The sequence below is a fragment of the Ruegeria sp. YTSA072 genome (assembly GCF_059610285.1).
In genome coordinates, this window is record NZ_JBXWNI010000001.1 from 406,233 (window position 1) to 427,963 (window position 21,731).

General features: G+C 57.4%; 17 protein-coding genes. 5 read left to right on the forward strand and 12 right to left on the reverse strand.

Annotated features, from left to right (window positions below; translation table 11 throughout):
- Positions 1 to 20: 20 nt before the first annotated feature.
- Genes ocd through rocF form a run of 3 tightly spaced genes read right to left on the reverse strand, consistent with a single transcriptional unit; the run spans position 21 to position 2,911 of the window.
- Positions 21 to 1,064 (reverse strand): ornithine cyclodeaminase, encoded by a 1,044-nt coding sequence (gene ocd, locus AC2FIB_RS01975; RefSeq protein ID WP_496841664.1) that lies wholly within the window; start codon positions 1,062 to 1,064, stop codon positions 21 to 23.
- A gap of 6 nt (positions 1,065 to 1,070) precedes the next feature.
- Positions 1,071 to 1,991, reverse strand: a complete 921-nt coding sequence (gene ctlX, locus AC2FIB_RS01980) for a citrulline utilization hydrolase CtlX (RefSeq protein ID WP_496841665.1) — start codon at positions 1,989 to 1,991, stop codon at positions 1,071 to 1,073.
- On the reverse strand, positions 1,991 to 2,911 hold the full coding sequence (gene rocF, locus AC2FIB_RS01985; protein ID WP_496733036.1) for an arginase: 921 nt from the start codon (positions 2,909 to 2,911) through the stop codon (positions 1,991 to 1,993). The genes ctlX and rocF overlap by 1 nt, the downstream gene beginning before the upstream one ends.
- Before the next feature lie 86 nt (positions 2,912 to 2,997).
- Here rocF and AC2FIB_RS01990 point away from each other — a divergent pair, with 86 nt between their 5' ends.
- A complete protein-coding gene (locus AC2FIB_RS01990) occupies positions 2,998 to 3,426 on the forward strand; it encodes an Lrp/AsnC family transcriptional regulator (RefSeq protein WP_496722388.1) in 429 nt (142 codons plus the stop codon).
- Positions 3,427 to 3,524: 98 nt separating this feature from the next.
- Positions 3,525 to 6,134, forward strand: coding sequence for a bifunctional lysylphosphatidylglycerol flippase/synthetase MprF (gene mprF / locus AC2FIB_RS01995; RefSeq protein WP_496733037.1), 2,610 nt, complete (start codon positions 3,525 to 3,527; stop codon positions 6,132 to 6,134).
- A 3-nt stretch (positions 6,135 to 6,137) separates the two neighbouring features.
- Here mprF and AC2FIB_RS02000 read toward each other — a convergent pair whose 3' ends face one another.
- The 6 genes from AC2FIB_RS02000 to AC2FIB_RS02025 form a co-directional block, all read right to left on the reverse strand.
- Positions 6,138 to 7,700, reverse strand: a complete 1,563-nt coding sequence (locus AC2FIB_RS02000) for an efflux transporter outer membrane subunit (RefSeq protein WP_496733038.1) — start codon at positions 7,698 to 7,700, stop codon at positions 6,138 to 6,140.
- 11 nt (positions 7,701 to 7,711) lie between these two features.
- Positions 7,712 to 8,857 (reverse strand): HlyD family secretion protein, encoded by a 1,146-nt coding sequence (locus AC2FIB_RS02005; RefSeq protein WP_496733039.1) that lies wholly within the window; start codon positions 8,855 to 8,857, stop codon positions 7,712 to 7,714.
- Positions 8,858 to 8,878: 21 nt separating this feature from the next.
- Positions 8,879 to 9,241, reverse strand: coding sequence for a DUF3302 domain-containing protein (locus AC2FIB_RS02010; RefSeq protein WP_058277715.1), 363 nt, complete (start codon positions 9,239 to 9,241; stop codon positions 8,879 to 8,881).
- A 34-nt stretch (positions 9,242 to 9,275) separates the two neighbouring features.
- The gene (locus AC2FIB_RS02015; protein ID WP_496733040.1) at positions 9,276 to 9,845 is read right to left on the reverse strand and encodes a disulfide bond formation protein B; all 570 of its coding nucleotides are present in this window, start codon (positions 9,843 to 9,845) and stop codon (positions 9,276 to 9,278) included.
- Positions 9,846 to 9,854: 9 nt separating this feature from the next.
- Complete coding sequence (locus tag AC2FIB_RS02020; RefSeq protein WP_496733041.1) at positions 9,855 to 10,010, reverse strand: DUF5993 family protein; 156 nt, start codon at positions 10,008 to 10,010, stop codon at positions 9,855 to 9,857.
- Positions 10,011 to 10,125: 115 nt separating this feature from the next.
- Complete coding sequence (locus AC2FIB_RS02025; protein ID WP_496733042.1) at positions 10,126 to 10,887, reverse strand: DeoR/GlpR family DNA-binding transcription regulator; 762 nt, start codon at positions 10,885 to 10,887, stop codon at positions 10,126 to 10,128.
- 193 nt (positions 10,888 to 11,080) lie between these two features.
- Between AC2FIB_RS02025 and glpD the strand changes: the two genes are divergently transcribed.
- Positions 11,081 to 12,673, forward strand: coding sequence for a glycerol-3-phosphate dehydrogenase (glpD, locus tag AC2FIB_RS02030; protein WP_496733043.1), 1,593 nt, complete (start codon positions 11,081 to 11,083; stop codon positions 12,671 to 12,673).
- A gap of 48 nt (positions 12,674 to 12,721) precedes the next feature.
- Here the strand turns inward: glpD and AC2FIB_RS02035 are convergent, their stop codons facing one another.
- The 3 genes from AC2FIB_RS02035 to metG all read right to left on the reverse strand — a co-directional run bounded on the left by AC2FIB_RS02035 (position 12,722) and on the right by metG (position 19,051).
- Positions 12,722 to 15,859: an efflux RND transporter permease subunit gene (locus AC2FIB_RS02035; RefSeq protein ID WP_496733044.1), complete on the reverse strand. Its 3,138-nt coding sequence runs from the start codon at positions 15,857 to 15,859 to the stop codon at positions 12,722 to 12,724.
- A gap of 3 nt (positions 15,860 to 15,862) precedes the next feature.
- Positions 15,863 to 17,029: an efflux RND transporter periplasmic adaptor subunit gene (locus AC2FIB_RS02040; RefSeq protein WP_108858830.1), complete on the reverse strand. Its 1,167-nt coding sequence runs from the start codon at positions 17,027 to 17,029 to the stop codon at positions 15,863 to 15,865.
- A 276-nt stretch (positions 17,030 to 17,305) separates the two neighbouring features.
- Positions 17,306 to 19,051, reverse strand: coding sequence for a methionine--tRNA ligase (gene metG / locus AC2FIB_RS02045; protein WP_496733045.1), 1,746 nt, complete (start codon positions 19,049 to 19,051; stop codon positions 17,306 to 17,308).
- Positions 19,052 to 19,307: 256 nt separating this feature from the next.
- On the opposite strand from metG, the gene AC2FIB_RS02050 reads away from it, so the two are divergent.
- Both AC2FIB_RS02050 and AC2FIB_RS02055 read left to right on the forward strand, forming a co-directional pair.
- The gene (locus AC2FIB_RS02050; protein WP_496841672.1) at positions 19,308 to 20,024 is read left to right on the forward strand and encodes an OB-fold-containig protein; all 717 of its coding nucleotides are present in this window, start codon (positions 19,308 to 19,310) and stop codon (positions 20,022 to 20,024) included.
- Between the two features lie 34 nt (positions 20,025 to 20,058).
- The gene (locus AC2FIB_RS02055; protein WP_496733047.1) at positions 20,059 to 21,729 is read left to right on the forward strand and encodes a flotillin family protein; all 1,671 of its coding nucleotides are present in this window, start codon (positions 20,059 to 20,061) and stop codon (positions 21,727 to 21,729) included.
- The last annotated feature ends 2 nt before the right edge of the window (positions 21,730 to 21,731 follow it).

The following is a 21,731-nucleotide window of genomic DNA, read 5'->3' on the forward strand; positions in this document are numbered from 1 at the left end:
CGACGTGAAGTGCGGGTTCTTCAGCTCGCCCGCATCAGCATTCCATACAGATCCCGCGGATCATCCGGATCTGCCAACATGTCCAAAGGTTCAAAGAAATCAGTGCCTTTGATGGCGGACTGGGCGTAGCACAAGGCCGAGAAATCCTCGATCGCGAAGCCGACGCTGTCGAACAAGGTGATCTGGCGATCATCGCGTCGACCTTCGGCTTGTCCGGTCATAACTTGCCACATCTCGGTCACCGGGTGGTCATCTTCCAACGCCTGAATCTCGCCCTCGATGCGCGTTTGTTCTGGGTACTCAACGAAAATCTCGGACCGCAACAGGATGTCGCGATGCAGTTCGGTCTTGCCGGGGCAATCGCCGCCGATCGCGTTGATATGCACGCCCGGTCCAACCATGTTGTCGGTCAGGATAGTGGCATACTTCTTATCCGCTGTGCAGGTGGTGATGATCTGTGCGCCTTCGATGGCGTCTTCGGGCGTTTTGCACAGCACGACCGTCAGTCCGGTGTTCTTGAGGTTTGCTGCACACTTCTCGGTCGCTGCGTGATCGGTGTCATACAGACGTACCGTGTCAATTCCACACATGGCCTTGAACGCCAAACATTGGAATTCAGACTGCGCGCCGTTGCCGATCATCGCCATGACGCGCGAGTTTTTCGGGGCCAGATAACTGCCCACCAATGCTGAAGTCGCGGCGGTGCGTAGCGCGGTCAACATCGTCATCTCGGTCAACAGGGTCGGGTAGCCGGTGTAAACGTCAGCCAGAAGGCCGAAGGCGGTGACGGTCTGCAGGCCCTCGGACGTGTTCTTTGGGTGACCGTTGACGTACTTGAACCCGTAGGCCTCGCCATCTGAGGTCGGCATCAGCTCAATCACGCCATGGGGTGAGTGGGCCGGGATGCGGGGGGTTTTGTCAAAGCTCTCCCAGCGTTTGAAGTCGGATTCAATCTGAGCTGCGATCTGAGTGATCATCTTTTCAAGCCCGATGTGGTGCACCAGCCGCATCATGTTGTCGACGGATACAAAGGGCACAAGCGCCTTGTCAGAAGGTTGCATCATGGTCTCCTATCGGCGGGAAAGGTGGATGCCGGCGATCATGCAGCGTACTGACCCCCCGGCTGTTTCTATGGTTGGAACCGACAACGGCAGCAGAGTGGCGCTGTCTTCGATAATGTCGGTCTGTTCGGGTGTCAGCGCTTCTTTGGCGCGGCTGGAAAGAGCTAGCACGAGCCCATCACGACCACTAAGCTCGATGGTGTTTCCAGCAAAGTTTGCGATCTGGTCATGGGACAGATCGATGACGATGCGACCGGATTCTTCCAATCGCGCCTGCACGGTCGCGCGGCGTTCGGCATCGATAATCATGTCGAGGCAGATCAGTGCATAATGTGTGCCGATCCCCATCAGGACATTGGTGTGATAAACGTCTCGGCCTGCGTCGTCCCTAGCTTCGAACGCGATGGGTTCGTAGTTAAAGTTCGTGCAGAACCGCTCCAACAAAACGGGATCAGCGCGGTTTGACTTGACCGTGTAAGCGATGCGGCCGACGTGATCGAGAACCATTTCTCCGGTACCTTCCAGTGCGAGATCGTCCTGTTCCAGCCCCGAATAATCGATCACGTCCTGAACGCGGTATTCTTGTTTCAACAACTCGATAACATCTGTGCGGCGTTCGCGTCGACGCGACGGAACAAACATCAGATAGATTGCAATGTGTCCGCCGGGATGTGTTGAGAACCAGTTGTTGGGAAAGACACTGTCCGGTGTGTTTTGTTGGCCGTGATCATCAAATACATGAACTGTGACGCCTGCATCGCGCAGTTGTTCGACTGCGCGATCATGTTCATCGCGCGCGGCTGCTGAAGTCGCTTCGGCGGATCGGTGTGCCAGTGTCTGAAACGTATTGTCATGGCGAGTCTCTGGGTTCGACACAAACTCATGCGGTCGAACCATGACGACAGCGGAAGGAGATTGAAGGGAATTCATCAGAAACTCCGGGTCGGGCGGTCGAAGATGCGGCGGCCCAACAGGGATGCGGCCAAATCGACCATCAGTTTTGCGGTTCGTCCACGTTCATCCAGGAACGGGTTCAGTTCCACCAGATCCAGCGAGCAGACTAGGCCGCTTTCGTGCAGCAGTTCCATCGCCAGATGGGCTTCGCGTTCGGTCGCGCCGCCAGGAACAGTGGTGCCAACGGCGGGCGCAATTGAAGGGTCCAGAAAGTCGACGTCCAGCGAGACGTGCAGGATACCGTTTGCTGCGCGTACTCGGTCGAGGAACGCGATCAAAGGTGCCTTAATGCCGTGCTCATCAATGCTGCGCATGTCTGCCAGCATGGCCTGATCCTGTTCCAATCGTGCACGTTCAGCCGGGTCCACGGAACGCAGACCAATCATCCCTACTCGATCCGTTGGAATCGGCGCAGCCAGCGGAGGAAAGGCGTCAAACCCGGGTTGCCCGGTGAAATAGGCAACCGGTGTGCCGTGCAGGTTGCCGCTGCCGGTGCTGTCTGGTGTATGAAAGTCGCTGTGCGCGTCCAGCCAAAGCACAAATAATGGTCGCCCGATCCCGTCGGCATGTGCTGCCATCCCAGCAACTGTGCCCATGGACAAAGCGTGATCGCCGCCCATAAAAATCGGCAGGCCGTTCGGCGCGGTTTCCTGTGCGGCGCGGCTAAGGGCGCTGGTCCAGCCGACGCACTCGGGCAGGGCCACAAGGTGTGGATGCTCCTGTACATCTGACGGATCGGCGCTGACATTACCGATATCCGACACTTGGTGCCCGAGGTCAGTCAGAGCTTGTTCCAGACCGGCCACCCGGTAGGCGTCCGGGCCCATGCGGCACCCCTGACGACGCTTACCTGCGTCCATTGGTGCGCCAACCAATATTACATTTTGCGTATCCATATGACTATCTAGACCCTCGTGATGGCTTGCGAAAAGACAGCAAAATGTTCAAAATGGCATTCGGATAAACGAAATGAGAAGCAGTCATGGACGATTTGGATAGCAGGCTGCTCAGCGCCTTGCACCGGGATGCACGGGCGTCCCTGTCCGAACTCGCCGAAACGCTGGGTGTGACGCGCACTACGGTTCGCAGCCGCCTGCAGCGCCTCAAACAATCCGGAGAGATTGTTGGGTTCACGGTACTCACCCGTCAGGACGTGGCGCAAAGCCCGGTGCGCGGCTTGATGATGCTGGAAATCGAAGGCCGCGGGACCGAGCGCACGATGGCCCGAATTGCCGCCATGCGTCAGGTGCGCGCCGTGCATTCCACCAATGGAAGTTGGGATCTGATTGCGGAAATCTGGACAGAAACCCTGGCCGAGCTGGACGAGGTTCTGTTCCAGATCCGGCGTATGGAAGGGATTACCAAGTCCGAGACTAACCTATTGCTGTCCACGCGCAAAGGTCGGGTCTGACGCCCGTAGCGCTTTGAGCTTGAACGAAATTGTGCGAAAGTCGGCCTGCGCGTTTTTATCGTGCAGAGTGTGATCGCGCCTGAGAGCAGGGACAAAGCATGGCAACTCATGAAAACGCCGAAGAACTCTGGGCTGTGCGCCTGGCCGAGCGGGTATCGGGATTTCTTGAAAAGCCCGTAGTCCGAATCGCGATACCGATTCTGGTCACCCTTATTGCCCTGACTGTCCTTCATGAACTGTCTTCGCACGTCAAATGGGCCGATGTAAAAACGGACGTCGCGAACACATCGTGGAAGCTGATGTTTTTCGCCCTGTGCTGGACGGCTGTCAGCTTTTTGTCCCTGTCACTTTACGATGTATTTGCCGTTCAAAGCGTGGCGGATGGCGAAGTCCCTTTGCCTGTTGCCGGTATGGCGGGAGCCTGCGGTTATGCCGTGTCCAATTGCCTGGGTTTTTCATACATCACTGGCACGGCAATCCGGTACCGGATCTATGCGTCTCTGGGCCTTGATCTGGGGCGTGTGGCAGGAGTGATCGCCACATCGTGGATAGCATTTTGGTCGGGTTTCATTCTGCTGCTTGGCGGGTTGCTGACCTTTCACCCAGACGGGGTGTCCAAGGTTCTGCCGATAAGTGACACCGTCGAAACCGTTATTGGGCTGTGCCTGCTTGTAGGTTTTGCAACTTTGTTCATTTGGCTGTCCAAGGGCGGACGCAGGCTGGCCACCGGTGGATTGGGGTTTAACCTGCCGGGCGGCAAGTTGCCCGGATTACTGACGCTGGCCGCGGTGGGTGACCTGTTTGGCGCATCAATGACGCTGTATGTGTTGATGCCGGATGATCTGGGGGTCGGGTTTCCGTTCTTCTTCACCGTTTACATTGGCGCGATCGCGGTGGGAATTCTCAGCCACGCTCCGGGCGGGATTGGCGCGTTTGAGGCGACTTTGATCGCCGGGCTAGGGGCCTCGGGTCGGTCTGACGTGATCGCGGCGCTGTTGCTTTACCGATTGGTCTATACCTTCCTGCCGTTCGCCATTGCGACGCTGTCCATCGCGGTGGCTTCGGCCCTGACGCACCGACATCACATCAGCGGAGCCGCCACGTGGGTTTACCGCGTGATCCGTCCGATTGTGCCGATGGTCGCGGCCGGTGTCGCAGCTGTGGCGGGTGTCATTCTGCTGGTGTCCGGGGCGTTGCCTGCAGGCAGCGAGAACCTTAGCGCATTGCGGGACTTTCTGCCTTTGTCCTTCGTCGAAGCTTCGCATCTTGCCGGAAGCGCTGTCGGAGTTCTACTGATCCTTGTTTCACGCGGCCTGTTCCGCAAGCTGTACCGCGCATGGATAGTGGCCATGCTGCTGATGGTTGCCGGGTTCGTCGCATCGCTGACCAAGGGTCTCGATACGCACGAAGCGATCAGCATGTTGGGCACAATCGCCTTGCTGGCCACGTTTCGCGGGGCGTTTTACCGCGTCAGCGGGGCATCGATTTTCCGCCTGAACATCCCGTGGCTGGTCAGCGTGGTCGCCTTGCTTTTGGTCGTCTTTTGGGTCGGGCTGTTTTCCTATTCGCATGTCGAATATCAGAACGCTTTGTGGTGGGAGTTCGCGTGGAACGGTGACGCCTCACGCTTTTTGCGATCCAGTCTTGTGGTGGCGGTTATTCTTGGCGTGGTGGCCGTGAATTCTTTGTTCGGGCGCGAAGTTCCGGAACCGGTCCGGACGGAGATCCCCGAGGTTGTTGAACGTCTGGTCATGGAAAGCGAAGACACCGAGTCGCAGATTTCACTGACCGGCGACAAGCAATTCCTGATTTCACCGGACGATGACGCATTTCTGGCCTATGCCGACACAGGCAATGCACTGATCACTAAGGGGGAGCCGGTTGGGGATGAAACCGCCGGAAAGCAACTGATCTGGCAATTGCGCGAAATGGCGGACCGTGAGGGCAAGTTGTGCGCCTTCTACAGCGTATCGACTAAGTACCTGCCGACGTTTCTGGATCTGGGCTTGTCTATTCTGAAGATCGGAGAGGTCGCGCGCGTGCCGTTGAAAGATTTCTCGCTGGACGGCAAATCTCGCAAGCGGTTCCGTCAGGCCAAGAACCGGGCCGAACGCGAAGGTTACGTATTCGAGATCATACCGAAGGACAAAGTGGGCCCTGTATTGCCCGAACTGCGCAAGATTTCAGACGATTGGCTGGAGCATAAGGCTGGTGAGGAGAAGGGGTTCGCCTTGGGCGGGTTTGACGATGAATACCTGTCCTATTTCGATTTCGCGGTGCTGAAGAAGGCAGATACGGGAAAGATCGTCGCCTTCGCCAACCTCTTCCAAGGCGGGAACAAGTCCGAATTGTCGTTGGACCTGATGCGGTATGAGCCGGACGGGGCGAACTTTATCATGGACGCCTTGTTTGCCGAGATGATGACCTGGGGGGCAGAGCAGGGGTTCCATTGGTTCTCGCTGGGGGCGGCACCGTTTTCGGGAATTGAGAATAGGCAACTGGCGTCTTTCTGGAACCGCGTCGGAGGGTTCGTTTATGAACACGGCGAGCAGTTCTATCACTTCGAAGGGCTGCGATCCTTCAAGCAGAAGTTCGATCCGGAATGGAGCCCGAATTACCTCGCCAGCCCCGGTGGTCTGGCAGCACCACGTATTCTGTACGAGGTGAACATCCTGATTTCAGGCGGTTTGCGCGGGCTGACGAAGTAACACTCAGTTCAGACTGGCGCGGGTTGGGGTTTTCTCCAGTAGATCGCCCCAATCCGTGCGATATGCCATTTCGGCCAGAACGGTTTCTGGTAGGAATTCCTGGTTCTGCCGGATCTGCCAACCGCCACCCAATCCCTTGTAAACCGCAACCAGATTGCTGGAAACCTGCTGGCGGGCCTGAATCAAATTAGCCTGAGACCGCAGCAGGGCTGTTTGGGTGTTCAGGATACGCGAATAGCTGGCGATACCGTCCCGGTACTGGTCGATGGCGATATCAGCCGCTTTGCGCGACGCCGCGACGCTTTTTTCATAGAAGCCAACTTGCTTGCGTGACTGGGCATAGGCAACCATCGCGCTTTCGACCTCGGAATAGGCGGTCAGGACAGTGTTCTGGTAATTGGCGATCAACGCCTGATAGGCCGCATCCTGCGCGCGGACGTTGTTTTTGATCCGGCCATAGTTGAGCACGTTCCAGACTACTCCGGCATTCGCGAGCCCGGTGTTGCTGCCTGCTGAAAACAAATCCTGCCCGCCCGAGGCCTGCAGGCCGATAGCACCCGACAAGATGAATTGCGGATAAAGGTCGGCCAAAGCGATCCCGACCTGCGCTGATTGCGTGGCCGCTGCCAGCTCGGCCGCGCGAACGTCCGGACGGCGGCGCAGCAATTCGGCCGGGACGCCAACAGACACATTTGTACGTGCAGAGGGGATCCGCCCGGAATTGCCTAGTAGGCTGGTCATGCGGGAAGGGGTGGTTCCTAGCAGCACGGCCAAAGCATTTTTGGCCTGTTGAAGATCACTTTCAATCTCTGGCACCAAGGCCTTGGTATTGTTTAACAGGGCCGTGGATTCCTGCACGTCCAGCTCGGTTGTTACGCCATTGTCAAACCGCAATTGGGTCAGATCAGCAGATTCCTGTTGCAACTGGATGTTGTCACGCGCCACGGCCAGCGACTCCTGCAAGGCACGAATGTTGACATAAAGCGCCGCGACATCGCCGGTCAGCGTGACAAGCGCGTCGTCATAATTGGCCACTTGCAGCGCCAGATTGGATCGCGCGGCCTGAACGCCACGACGTTGTTGGCCCCACACGTCCAGTTCCCATTGGGCATCAAAGCCGACCTGCGAAGTCGAAAACTCGGTGTCCAACGGAATGATCCGGCGGATATCGGAAATCGGTCCGAGGTTGTCGCTGACCTGACGGCGTTCAATGGATGCGCCGATGGCCTGTGATTGCGGATACAGCTCGCCAAACGCAATGCCCAACTGCGCGCGTGCCTGCAGAACGCGCGCACCGGCAACCTGCAGATCAAGGTTCTGGGCATAGGCTTCGGCGATCAGTTTGTTGAGAGTGGGGTCGTTGAATGTCTCCCACCATTTCACCACAGGCGCACTGCGCGAGGTCAGGCCGCTTTGGCCAGTGCTTGGGGTGTTGACCTCGATCCATTGTTTGACGACCGGTGAGTTCGGGCGCACGAAGTCCGGGCCAACTGGCGCACAACCGACCAGAAGGGCGGCACATAGGGCTGTACCCATCAGTCGGCGGTAAAGTCTGGCCCGGGTCATCATATGCGTCCTTAGATATCCAATGGTCGAATGAAGTTGGCGAAGGAATAGAGACGAATGTTGATCCGTCGCAGAAACTCAAAGCTCTTGCCCTGACCGGTGTAAATCGCCACGGCCGCGTGACCACCGGCGGGGAAGGTGTGCCCGTCCGGGATATCGACCGAGATTTGCACGGCAATGCGTCCGGGCAGTTTTGGCAGCTCAAACCCCGGCAGGCGGCCAGAGGGCAAGTACTGACCTTGTCGGGTTGCCCACCAGATTGCCTCGACTTTGCCGGTCAGGATTTCACCCGGATACAGATCAAGAGCAACTTCAACGGGTTGGCCAACCTCGACAAATTTCAGGTTCTGCTGTCGGTACGTGGCCAGAATGTACGGATTGTCCTTGGTGACAAAGCTGGCGATGGCGCCCAGACGGATATCGCCGACGACCAGACCGGGACGCGCCTGTTGGGACACGATCATCCCGTCTTCGGGGGCGTAGATTGTTGTGTTGTCCAGAAAATACTGGGCCTTGTCTAATTGCGCTTGTGCCTGAAGGATGCCGGTGTTCACGCCGTCAATCTGGGAATCCAGCGCAAGCTGAGCCTTTTCCAGATTTGCCGTGGCCTCTTTGACCTGAGCCTGATCCTCAGTCACCTGTTCGTTCCAGCGATCTAGCTCGTCCTGCCGCGCACCACCTGCGGGTACGAGATTTTCGTATCGGGCTTGCTGCGTCTGTGCGTAGGCAAGTTGCGCGTTGGCACGCTCAATGGCTTCCCCTGCGGCAATGACGTCCTGTTCAAGGATCTTGGCGTTCTGCTCGGCCGCGACCAGTTGCGCTGTGGCTTCCTCAACCTCAAGCGCGAACACAGTGTCGTCGAACCGATACAGGGGATCGCCCTTTGTGACTTCGGTATTTGGCTTGACCAGTACCTCAGTCAATATCGTCGGTTCGGTCAGCCGTGGGACGATCTGGATGGTTGAGCGGACCACGTGGCTGTCGATAGAGAACGGCTGAAAGAACCGAAGGGCGACAAGAAAGATCAACAGCAGGTGCGCACCGACCCAGAAGGATACGATGCCCCACATGATGTTGAACTTCAGCCACTGGAACTTGAAGAAGATAAGCCAGACAAAAATGATGTAGAAAAGCGTAATGCCGAGGGCGACAAACATATTTTGTAGTTTCCTTTGGCGTTAGCTCTTTTGCGTCTCTTCCGGATCCAGCGGGTCACGGTATTCTTCCGTCAACTCACCACCCAAGCGCTTGATTTCTTTGCGAACTGCCTTTCGTTCTTCATCGGGCATGCGGCGGATATCGACCACCGTTCCATCGTGGAACGCCCAAATGAAAGCATGGACCCAAGGCACGATGGCGAGAAACCCCATCCAGCCCATGATCTTGATAGCTTCGGCATGGGGGTGATTGCGTTTGATCGCGATGCGGCCCGGTAGTCCCATCACGAATAGAAACAGCGCCATGACGGCGGCCAGTAGCAAAATCAACGCAACAAATGTCAGGTAGTCGTAATAGCCCAGTGGCTGCCCAAGTAACCCCATGTTTGTGCCTCTGTTCGGGAAGGTTATCCCATCCTCAGTTGTTGGAGCCCAGTTCGTCAATCACTTTGTAGCTGGTTGGCGGGTCGGCGCAAATGCCAGGACCACATTCAAGCAGTGTCGAACCGGCATTCAGAACAGCCAGACCAAGCATGATGAAGAAGGCAGTTTTGGCCAAGGTGCTTCCACCGAAACGAGGCTGATTCGAAGTGTCGTCAGCGTATTGGCGATCAAACAGCAGCATAACCGCGGTGCCCAACAGGATCAGGAAAAAGCAAATGGCGGCCCAAGTGTAGTAGTGCAGCCCCAACACGGGCGAGCCGTAATGACCCGTGCCCGGAACGATATGCAGAAGGATCTGGCGCACCGATACGCTGCCGCCATAAAGCGCTGCGATTAACATCAACGCATAGTGCTGCGGCCGCGCGCCGTATAGCAGGTTCAAGCCCAGCCCAACGCCCACGGCGACAAAGCCAACGCGTTGAAGCAGGCAAAGCGGGCAGGGTAATTCATAAAGTGCCAGTTGATAAATAAAGGCCAACAGCAGCACAAGGCTGACGGCCAGCATGCCTATGGCGTTCAGGGTTCGGGACAGTTCTGGTGTCATCATCACCCCCTACAACTGAATTGTCAGTTGGCTGGTAGCGTGAAATTTCAGCCAGTACATACTCAACGCCAGCGTGAAGAAAAACAGCGCATTGGCTGCCATTGTTTGTCGAAAATAATTCAGCCCCATGGTGGCTGTAAGTAACGCAAATAAAAGCGCTATCATGGCCCGGTTCTCCCCTTCCGTGCAACGACCGCAATATCGCGATACTGTCAGGCACTGGGAGGTCTGGCAAGAAAACTCTTACCCAGTTCACCTTTTAGGAGAACTACTTAGGGGGTTATCGGCACACGCGCAGATCGGTATTCCACCCCTGACACCTCTTGCTTAGGCGGTCCGTCAGAGGCCGGTCGGTGTAGAAGGTGTCGATCTCAGCCAACGAGGTGATACGCGCGGGGGCTGCACGCTGAAACTTTGAATTATCGGCCACAAGAAAGGTGCGCCGTGTCTGGGCCAGGATCGTCTGGCTCACTTGGACCTCTTGAAAATCGAAATCCAATAGGTCGCCATCGGCATCTAGTGCCGAGCAGCCGATGACCGCATAATCGAATTTGAAGTGCCGGATGGTTGCGACTGTCAGATTACCCACCAACCCGCCATCCGATCTGCGCAGGACACCACCCGCGACGACGATTTCGCAATCGGTGTTCTCGGCCAGAATATTGGCGACATTCATGTTGTTTGTGACGACCATCAGGTTCTTGTGGTTCACCAATTGGCGCGCAACCGCCTCGGTCGAGGTCCCGATATTCATGAAAACCGACGCGCCGTCCGGGATGTCTCGGGCGCAGGCCGACGCAATGTGCGCCTTGGCCTCATCGTTCAGGGCCCGGCGATCCTCATAGCCAATATTGGAAACGCCAGAGCGAATGACGGCCCCGCCATGAACCCGGTCCAGTTTTCCCAGATCCGCCAGCTCAGACAGGTCGCGGCGAATGGTCTGAACCGTGACCCCGAACTGAGCGGCCAGGTCATCCACCATCACACGGCCATCCTGTCTGGCGATGTTCAGAATGTCTGACTGACGAAAGGAAAGGGACATGGTCGGCTCCGAAACGGTGTGTGTTCGTTTTTGTTCTAGTTTCGAAGGGTTTCCAAGTGATCTGATTGACCACACTTCTGAAACACTTCGATTTGTGGTGATAAAACGAAAATAAACGAAAGTAAACGTTGACGAAACGCGCGTTCATCGGGTTAATGAGCCCGGTTTTTCAAACAAAGAGAATCATCCGGACATGGAACGGCACACGGACAAGGTCACGGACCTTTTCATCATTGGTGGTGGGATTAACGGGTGCGGAATTGCGCGCGATGCGGCCGGGCGCGGATTGTCCGTGACCTTGGCCGAGATGAACGATCTTGCCTCGGCGACGTCTTCGGCCTCGACCAAGCTGTTTCATGGCGGCCTGCGGTATCTGGAGTACTTTGAATTCCGTCTGGTGCGCGAGGCGTTGATCGAGCGTGAAACCCTGCTGCGGGCAATGCCGCATATCAGCTGGCCGATGCGGTTCGTGTTGCCGTATCACAAGGATATGCGGTTCGATTCTGAAACGCCGACCTCGCGACTTCTCAGCACAGTAATGCCTTGGATGAAGGGACGGCGCCCGGCGTGGTTGATCCGTCTGGGCCTGTTTATGTATGACCATTTGGGGGGGCGCAAAATCCTGCCGGGGACAAGCTCACTGGATTTGCAAAGCGCGCCGGAAGGCAGGCCGCTGCAGGACAAGTTTCACACAGCCTACGAGTATTCCGATTGCTGGATTGAGGATTCACGGCTGGTGGTGCTGAATGCCCGCGATGCTGAGGCACGTGGGGCGAATATTCTGGTAGGGACCGAAGTTCTGGCGGCCAAACGTGTTGATGATCTGTGGGAGATCACCATGCGCGAGAAGCAGAGCGGCGAAACGCATGTGGTGCAGGCCAAAATGCTGATCAACGCGGGTGGTCCCTGGGTTGGGGACATCATCCAGACCAAGATCCACATCAACTCTCGCGAAGGTGTGCGGCTGGTGCGCGGCAGTCATATCGTGACGCCCAAGCTTTATGATCACGACAAGTGCTATTTCTTCCAAGGTGAGGACGGGCGCATCATTTTCGCCATTCCATACGAGCGCGATTTTACGCTGATCGGCACAACGGATCTGGATCACCCAGACCCAGCAGAGCCCCCGACCTGTACGGAGACAGAGCAGGACTATCTGTGCGCGTTTGCCTCGAAGTATTTCCAAAAACCGGTTACGCGCGATGACATCGTGTGGACCTATTCCGGTGTGCGTCCGCTGTATGACGACGGGGCCAGCAGCGCCACCGCGGCGACGCGGGATTATACGCTGAAAGTTGACGCGCAGGGTGGGGCGCCAGTGCTGAATGTCTTTGGCGGCAAGATCACCACCTATCGGCGTCTTGCCGAGAGTGCGATGGACAAAGTGTCCGAGCATTTCCCCGATCTTCCCGGCCCCTGGACTGCAGGCGTTTCGCTTCCGGGCGGCGATTTTCCAGTTGGTGGCGTACCGGATTTGGTCGAGGCACTGTCGGCCGACTACCCGTTTCTGGATCGTGTCTGGGCGCAACGTCTGGTTCGCGCCTATGGCACTGAGGCCAAGACAATTTTGGGCGATGCCAAATCCGCATCGGATCTGGGCGAGGACTTCGGCGCGACGCTAACCGCACGGGAATTGGCGTGGCTTATGGACAAAGAATATGCGCGCACGGCTGAAGATGTAGTCTGGCGCAGAAATAAGATGGGCCTGCGGTTAAGTGCCGAGCAGATCGCCGGCATTCAAGGCTGGATGGATCGCAAAACCGAACCCGTCGCAGTGAACGCCTGATCAAAAAGGTAAAAAGCCCCGCCAGTTTGGCGGGGCTGTTGTTTTGGATCACGCGGCCTCTTCTGATGGGCCCGGATCGTCTTTGGTTCCCTTGATCCATTCCCGCATCCCCTGCAGCAGGGCGTAAAGGACCGGCACTAGGATCACGCCGACCAGAGTAGCTGCCAGCATCCCGCCGAACACGGCGACACCGATGGCTTTCTGGCTGGCGGCACCCGCGCCGCTGGCCGCCAGAAGCGGCACAACACCCAACAGGAAGGACAGGGCCGTCATCATCACCGCACGGAAACGCTGAAAGGCGGCCTCGGCTGCGGCGTCTTTGACCGACAATCCCTTGGCGCGTTGCTCCATCGCGAATTCAACGATCAGGATGCCGTTCTTCGAGGCCAAACCCACAAGCATGATCATCCCGATCTGCGTATAGAGGTTGATGTCGCTGCCCACGATAGCCACCGCCGCCACCGCCCCGAACAAGGCGACGATCACCGATAGCAGGATCGACACAGGCAAGGTCCAACTCTCGTATTGCCCTACAAGGAAGAGGTATCCGAACAGGATCGCCAGACCGAGGATGATCACTACCAGACCACCGGTCGCCAATTGCTGCTGCGCGGTCCCGGTCCATTCAAAGGCATAGCCCGGGGGCAGGGCAGTCGTGGACTCCTCGGTCATGACATTGATCGCGTCACCAGTGGATAACCCAGGCGCCGGAACCGCCGTTACTGTCGCCGAACGGAACAGGTTGTGACGTTTCAGCAGGACCGGACCCAGTACGTTTTCGACATCAATGAGCGTACCCAGAGGCACCATCTCACCCTTGGTCGAGCGCACATACAGGTTCGAGATATCGTCGACATTATCGCGATAAGAACCGTCGGCCTGAATCATCACGCGATACACGCGCCCGAACAGGTTGAAGTCGTTCACATAGTAGGACCCCAACTGCGCCTGCATCGTCTGGAACACCTCAGCCACCGAGACTTGCAGCGTCTTGGCCTTTTCTCGATCCAGATCCACGAACAACTGAGGAACGTTGGCCCGGAATGTGGTGTAGGCCTGCCCGATTTCCGGTCGTTGGTTGGCCGAATAGACGAAAGAGCCGACTGCAGACGCCAAGTCCTGAGGCGTGCCGCCTCCGGTCTGCTGCACCTCCATCTCCACACCTGCCGAGTTGCCCAGACCCTGAATGGGGGGGGGGTTGAACGCGATTATCGATGCGGCAGTTTCACCATAGGCAATCGCCAGAACTTTCTGCAGGATTGCATCAGCGCTCAGGTCATCCTCTTTCCGTTCATCCCAGTTGTCGAGGTTCACAAAGATCGCGGCGCCGTTTGTCGTTGTGCCGTTCAGGATCGAGAAGCCGTTGATCAGAACTGTGCTTGCGACGCCGGGGATCTGTTGGATCTGTGCGTCGACACGTGCAGTGACCGTTTCGGTCCGTTCCAACGTTGCGGCGTCTGGCAGTTGCACATCCACGAACAGATATCCGTTGTCTTCCAGCGGAAGGAAACCACTCGAAGTGTTGGACATGATCGTGCCTGTGCCCATGGCCAGCGCAACGATGATGCCCAGACCGATGATCGGCAGGATCAGCAATTTGCGTACGATGGCGACATAGCCACTGCGAACGCCGCCGATGAAGTTTTCGAACACCGCCAACAACCCCTTGGGCGGGCCGGACCGTGCTTGCAACACCAGACCGCACAACGCAGGCGACAGCGTCAACGCGTTGATCGACGAAATCACCACAGCGGTCGAGATTGTCACAGCGAACTGAGAATAAAGCCGTCCCGAGATGCCGGGCATAAAGGTGACGGGCACGAACACCGCCAACAGAACCAGCGTGGTTGCAATAACCGGACCGGTGATCTGCCCCATGGCCTTGCGCGTCGCCTCAGCCGGTGGAAGCCCTTCGTCGGCGATGATCCGTTCGACGTTTTCGACCACAACGATTGCGTCATCCACAACGATCCCGATGGCCAGCACCAGCGCGAACAAAGAGATCGTGTTCAGCGACATACCGAAAAGCAGCAAGAACGCGAATGTCCCGATCAACGACACGGGGATCGCAACCGCCGGAATGATCGTCGCGCGCCAGCTTCCAAGGAAGACAAACACCACCGAGATCACAAGGATGAAGGTCAGGATCAGGGTCGAGACCACGTCATTCAGCGACTGTTTGACAAAGTCTGTGGTGTTGAAAGGTACGGCGTATTCCACATCCGTCGGGAAGGTTCGGGACAATCGCTCAAGCTCGGCCTCGACACGGTCCGACACGGCCAGCGCATTCGCGCCAGGGGCCTGATAAATGCCGATTACCGTGGCCGGGACACTGTCGAAATAGCCCGAAGCCGCATAATATTCTGCACCCAGCTCGACCCGCGCGATGTCCTTGACCCGTACGATTGAACCGGCATCCCCGGTTCGGATGACAATATCGCCGAACTCTGCGGCCGAGGTCAGGCGGCCCTTGGTTTTGATCGTGTATTGAAAGGTCTGCCCTTCCGGGACCGGAGGAGCGCCGATGGAACCGGCCGAAACTTCGACGTTTTGTTCCTGAATTGCATTGATCACGTCACCGGGTGTGATGGACAAAGCAGCCATCTGATCCGGGTCCATCCAGATCCGCATGGCGTATTCCAGATTGGTCAGAACGTCGGCTTTACCCACACCCTGAACACGCGCCAGCGCGTCTTTCAGGTTGATCGAAGCATAGTTGGACAGAAAGACACTGTCATACGTCTCATTCGGCGAGGTCAGCGTCACCAGCAACAGCATGTTGGTGGATGCTTTTTGAGTGACCACGCCAGATGAGGTCACTTCGGCAGGCAGGGACGACATGGCCTGAGCCACGCGGTTCTGCACGTTGACTGAGGCGATGTCCGGGTCGGTGCCCACTTCGAATGTGACGTTGAGCGAATAGGATCCATTATCTGCCGAGGTCGACGTCATGTAGATCATGTCGTCCACACCGTTGACCTGCGCCTCGATCGGTGCGGCGACGGTGTTTTCCACGGTTTCGGCGTTGGCGCCGGTATAGGTGGTCGTCACGCTGACCACCGGTGGCGTAATGTCCGGGAACTGAGCGACCGGCAGAACCAAATAGCCGATGCCGCCCATGATCGTAAGGACAAGCGAAATAACTAGGGCCAGCTTGGGCCGGCTAATGAACAGGGCTGAGAACATCCGTTATTCTCCCGGCTGTTCAGAGGCGACGACGGCATCCACCGCAACGCCCGGGCGAACCCGCTGCAGGCCCTCAACGATCACGCTTTCACCTTCGCGCAGACCGTCCGTCACAATAATCGCTGTCCCAACCACGTCGCCGGTTGTGATGTAGCGCTGTTCGACCATCTGCTTGTCATTCACCACCAGCACGAACTCACCGCGCTGATCGCGCTGCAATGCGGCCTGAGGGACCAGCACCTGAAGGGTCGGTTCCAATGCTTCGATTTGAACGCTCAGGAATTGGCCGTCGATGATATACCGATCGGTGTTAGGGAACTCAGCGCGGACGGTGATCGCACCTGTCAGAGGGTCGATGCGGTTGTCCACAAAAACAATCTCACCTGTTTCGTCGAGCTTGGTTCCGTTGGGCAGGGTCAGGTGTACATTCGGGCTTTTGTTGCTTTCAGCCAGTGAAGCTGCGCTCTCTCCAACCTGTTCGAGGACCGAGGTAAATTGTTTTTCGTTTAAAGAGAAATTTACATAAATCGGAGCTTCGCTTACCAGGTTGACGAGCGGAGGATTTGTCGGCCCTACAACGTCGCCTACGCTGGTTTCCACACGCCCAATCCGCCCGTCAAATGGCGCGTGGATCTCGGTGTAACTCAGGTCCAACTCTGCTTGTTGGATGGCAGCGTGAGCGGCCTTGACCTCGGCCTCGGCGACCAGTTCATTGGCGCGGGCGATGTCACGCTCGGACTCCGGGGTGGCATCGCGTTTGTACAGCTCTTCCTTTCGGGCCAGATCGACCTTGGCAAGTTCCAGATTGGCCTCCGCCCGGTCCAGATCGGCTTTCCGGGCCTCCAGGGTCGCCTCATAAAGATCGGGTTCGATGGTGAACAACAGGTCGTCTTTTTTGATAAGCGCACCGTCTTCCACATCCTGAGTTTCAAGAAAGCCGTTCACGCGGGCGACAATATCCACCTTGTTAATGGCCTCGGCGCGCCCGATGAACACGGCCTCATCGGTAATTTCTTCAGTATAGGCCGCTGCAATAGACACTTTCGGCGGCGGCGCGTCGCTTTGATCCTGCGCCAGCGCCGTGAACGAGACGCCCAAACTGGTCAGTGCCGCGATGGCCAAGACCGGACCTCTGTGTCGAAAAAAGGAATTACTGAATGCAAGGGACATGGCGGGCGCCTCGTTAGACCTAAGGATATTGCGCCGGGGCAACTCTGTTGCCTCGACGAGTCGTGCTGATTTCTTGGCAGGATGGCCGTTTTGGAACTTTATCTCAAGCTTCTTGAATGCGTCAGCCGGGTGGTGCGCCCGGAAATTATTCCGGTTTCAAGCGGACTTACGCCAAGATCCTATGGAGTTTTGGCGCCCAAACCCGGTTTTTGCCCCATTTCAAATGAAAACGGAGGCCAAATGGCCTCCGTAACTATGGTGTTGTGATCCAAAATCTCAGTCGCGCTGCCCCGCGAACCTGGATTGCCAGTCTTCGCGTTGTTCGTCCGTGATCTTGGCGAACAGAACGTCCGGCACCGTGAATGCGTGACCGGCGGGCAGGGCGTCCAGCGCGGCCGCAACATCGTCGGGCCAACTGGTGTCCAAAGTGTTCATTGCGCTTAGCATCTTGGCCGAGGCTTCAGGGATGAACGGTGCGCTGAGTACGGCGTAGAGGCGGATCAGATTCAGGCCCAGACGCACCTGAGCGGCGGCCTGTTCAGGGTCTTCCTTGAAGGTCGACCACGGGGCGGCAGCCTGCAGGTATTCGTTGCCCGCAACCCAGATCGCTCGCAATTCCTGCGCGGATTTGCGAACCTCCATCGCCTCCATATGCGCTTCATACGCGCGGACTCGTTTGGACAGCTCATCAATCAGCGCTTGCTCGCGGTCGCCATAAGCGCCACCTTCAGGAACTGCCTCACCAAACTTAGAGCGGCAAAACTTTGTAATGCGGCTGACAAAGTTACCCAGAACATCCGCGAGGTCCTTGTTCACCGACTGCTGGAAGTTCTCCCACGTGAATTCGCTGTCGCTGCTTTCGGGCGCATGGCTCAAAAGCCACCAACGCCAGTAGTCGGCCGGCAGGATTTCCAACGCCTGATCCATGAACACACCACGGCCCTGGCTGGTCGAGAATTGACCACCATCGTAGTTCAGGTAGTTGAACGACTTAATGTAGTCGACAAGCTTCCAACGTTCGGATGACCCAGATTCTTCGTTGTAGGTGTTGGTGCCCAAAATAGTTGCCGGGAAGGAAAGGGTGTGGAAGGGCACGTTGTCCTTGCCCATGAACTGGACATAACGGACATCATCCGCACCTTTGTCGGTGCGCCACCAGCGCTCCCAGTCGGCGTCGGTCCTGCCGTTGGCATCCGCCCATTCCTTTGCGCAGGCGATGTATTCGATCGGCGCGTCGAACCAGACGTAGAAGACTTTGCCCTCCATGCCGGGCCAGTCCTGATCGCCCTTCTTGACCGGAACGCCCCAGTCCAGATCGCGGGTAATGCCGCGGTCTTGCAGGCCGTCACCGTCATGCAGCCACTTCTTGGCAATCGAGGTGGTCAGGATCGGCCAATCTTTCTTGCTGTCGATCCACGCGTCCAGCTGATCTTTCATCGCAGATTGACGCAGGTACAGGTGCTTGGTCTCGCGCACCTCCAGATCGGTCGATCCGGATATGGCCGAGCGCGGCTCGATCAAATCGGTCGGGTCCAGCTGTTTGGTGCAGTTTTCACACTGGTCGCCCCGCGCACGTTCATAACCGCAATTGGGGCAGGTACCTTCAATGTAGCGGTCAGGAAGAAAGCGGCCATCGGCGTTCGAATAGACCTGTTTTTCGCTGACTTCTCGGATCAGCCCTGCATCGTCCAGCTTCCCGGCGAAATGCTGGGTCAGCGTCTTGTTTTGCTCGCTGGACGAGCGGCCAAAATGATCGAAACTCATACCAAAACGCTTGGCGATGTCCGCCTGGACCTCGTACATATCTGCGCAGTATTCAGCCACCGGCTTGCCCGCTTTCGCTGCGGCCAGCTCGGCAGGTGTGCCGTGTTCGTCGGTGGCGCACAGGAACATGACCTCGTTCCCCCGGCCACGCAGGTAGCGTGCGTACAGATCAGCCGGCAATTGCGAGCCGATCAGGTTACCGAGGTGCTTGATCCCGTTGATGTAAGGGATCGCTGAGGTGATGAGAATCCGAGCCATGTTCCGTTTCCGCGTAACTGTCTGCGCGCCCGTCTACATTAAGTAACCGGCCAGCAAAACCCCGGCTTTGGTTCGGACGTCATTTTAGGCACGGGTCGCCGGGAAAATCGGCCTGGCTTGCAGCCTTGGATTGCACCGCCTTCATCGCATGCAATACCTCAAAGTTGTAAATTAGAATCACAAACCCTTGAATTTCCGCAATGAGTTCCCATCCATCATGTATACCACAGTATACAATAACGAGGGCAAACAACTGATGTTCGACTTTCTGCTTGAGGGTGCATTTGTACCCTTCACTTTGGCGCTTGCGCTTCTGTTCGGCCTGCTTGTGCTGGAACTGATCGCATTGGTCCTGGGTGGAAGCCTTATGGCGGGCGAGGGCGATGTCGATCTGGATGTTGTGGATGCCCCCGATCTGGATGTCGGTGATTTCGGTCTGGATATTGATGCCGACATGGATCTGGGCGATTTCGAATTGGCCGAGATCGAGGCATACGCGCCAGGCGCGGTCTCTGCGGGACCTTTAGCGTGGCTGGGGATCGGCAAAGTACCGTTCATGATCTGGCTGGTGGTTCTGCTGGCAGGCTTCGGTTTGTCCGGTATGGGCCTGCAACTGACGCTGCGCGACCTGTTAGGCTTTGACCTTCCGCCTTGGATGGCCGCGATTCCCGCCGGTGCCTTTGGCCTGTGGTTTGCACGTGGCTTTGGCGGCATCTTTGCTCGTCTGCTGCCCAAGACCGAGACCGAGGCGATGTCGGAGCGCCTGCTTGCCCGTCGCCGTGGCGTGATCACACAAGGCACCGCTTCGCGCGGACGCCCCGCCGAGGTGCGCGTCATGGATCGATTTGGCAATACCCACTACCTGCGCGCCGAGCCGTTGCAGGACAAGGACACGCTTGAGCAGGGCACCGATGTGCTTGTGCTGCGCGACCGACGGCGCGACCGGTTCGTTCTGGTCGGCATGTCTGAATAGCCAAAATTTCTAACCCCATCACGGAGGATTTTGCATGGAACTTACATTCCTAGCCGTCACAGTTGTGACCATTCTGGCAGTAGTTTTGTTTATCGGCCTTGTGCTTGGCCGTCTTTACCGCCGCGCGACCCGAGAGATCAGCCTGGTGAAAACCGGTGCTGGCGGTAAGAAAGTCATCATGGATGGTGGCGTCATCGTCGTGCCGTTGCTGCACGAAGTCAGCCCCGTCAACATGAAAACCCTGCGCCTTGAGGTTCAGCGCAGCGGTGAGGCCGCTTTGATCACCAAGGACCGGATGCGTGTCGACGTGGGCGTCGAGTTCTACGTTTCTGTCATGGCGACAGAAGAGGGCATCGCACGTGCTGCGCAAACCCTTGGCGACCGGACGTTCGACGTCGAACAGCTACGGGAAATGATCGAAGGCAAATTGATCGACGGTCTGCGCGCAGTTGCGGCTCAGATGACGATGGACGGTCTGCACGAAAACCGCGCCGACTTTGTGCAAGAGGTGCAGAATGCGGTGTCCGAGGATCTGTTGAAGAACGGACTGTCTTTGGAATCCGTCTCGCTGACCGCGTTGGACCAGACGCCGTTTGAGGCTCTGGACGAAAACAACGCCTTTAATGCTGTGGGTATGCGCAAGCTGGCCGAGGTCATTGCGACCTCGAAAAAAGAGCGCGCGCAGATTGATGCCGATGCCGAGGTCGAGGTACGTCGTGCAGCGATGGAAGCTCAGCGTCAGAAGCTGTTGATCGAAAAGGACGAAGAGCAGGCGCGCATCGAGCAGACGCAACAGGTCGAAACCCTGCGCGTTGCGCAAGAGGCCGAGATCGCTGCGCGAACCGAAGACTCGGTGCGTGAAACAGAACGCGCCCGGATTGCGCGGGAAGAAGCGATCCGTTCGGCGGACATTGAGCGTGAGCGAAAAATCCGCGAGGCCGAGATCTCGAAAGAGCGTGAACTGGAAGTGGCCGAGCAAGAGCGTCAGATCATCATCGCGCAGAAATCCGAAGAGGAAAGCCGCGCGCGTGCATCTGCTGATTTGGCCCGTGCCGAGGCGACCAAAGCGACCGAAGCCGTGGCGACCGCGCAGAAGGTTGCCGAGGCTGAGCGTATCAAGCAGATCGCCCTGATTGAAGCCACGCGTGAAGCTGAACGTCAGGCGACGGCGATCCGACTGGCTGCGCAGGCTGACAAAGAAGCCGCTGCTGACCGCGCCGAAGCCCGCCGTGAAGAGGCGCAGGCCGAAGCGGACGCTCTGAACATTCGGGCTGAGGCCAAGAAGAACGACATGCTGGCCGAAGCCGAAGGTAAGCGTGCGATCGTCGAAGCAGACAACGTGCTGTCAGTGGATCAGATCCGCATGAAGGTTGATCTGGCGCGGATCGAAACCATGCCGTCGATCATCGCGGAAATGGTCAAACCGGCTGAGAAGATCGACTCGATCAAGATCCATCAGGTTGGCGGAATCGGTGGCACGAATGGCGGTGGCGCATCGAACGGCGACAAGCCGGTCGTCAACCAGGCGCTGGACTCGATCATGGGAATGGCGGTGCAGATGCCCGCACTCAAGAAGCTGGGCGAAGAGCTTGGCCTGTCTATGGAAAACGGTGTCGGGGGTGTCGTTAACGGTGCGCTTGAATCGACGGTTGAACCTGCCGAAGAAGGCGGCGTGATCGAAGAAGGATCGCGAACAGAACACTAATC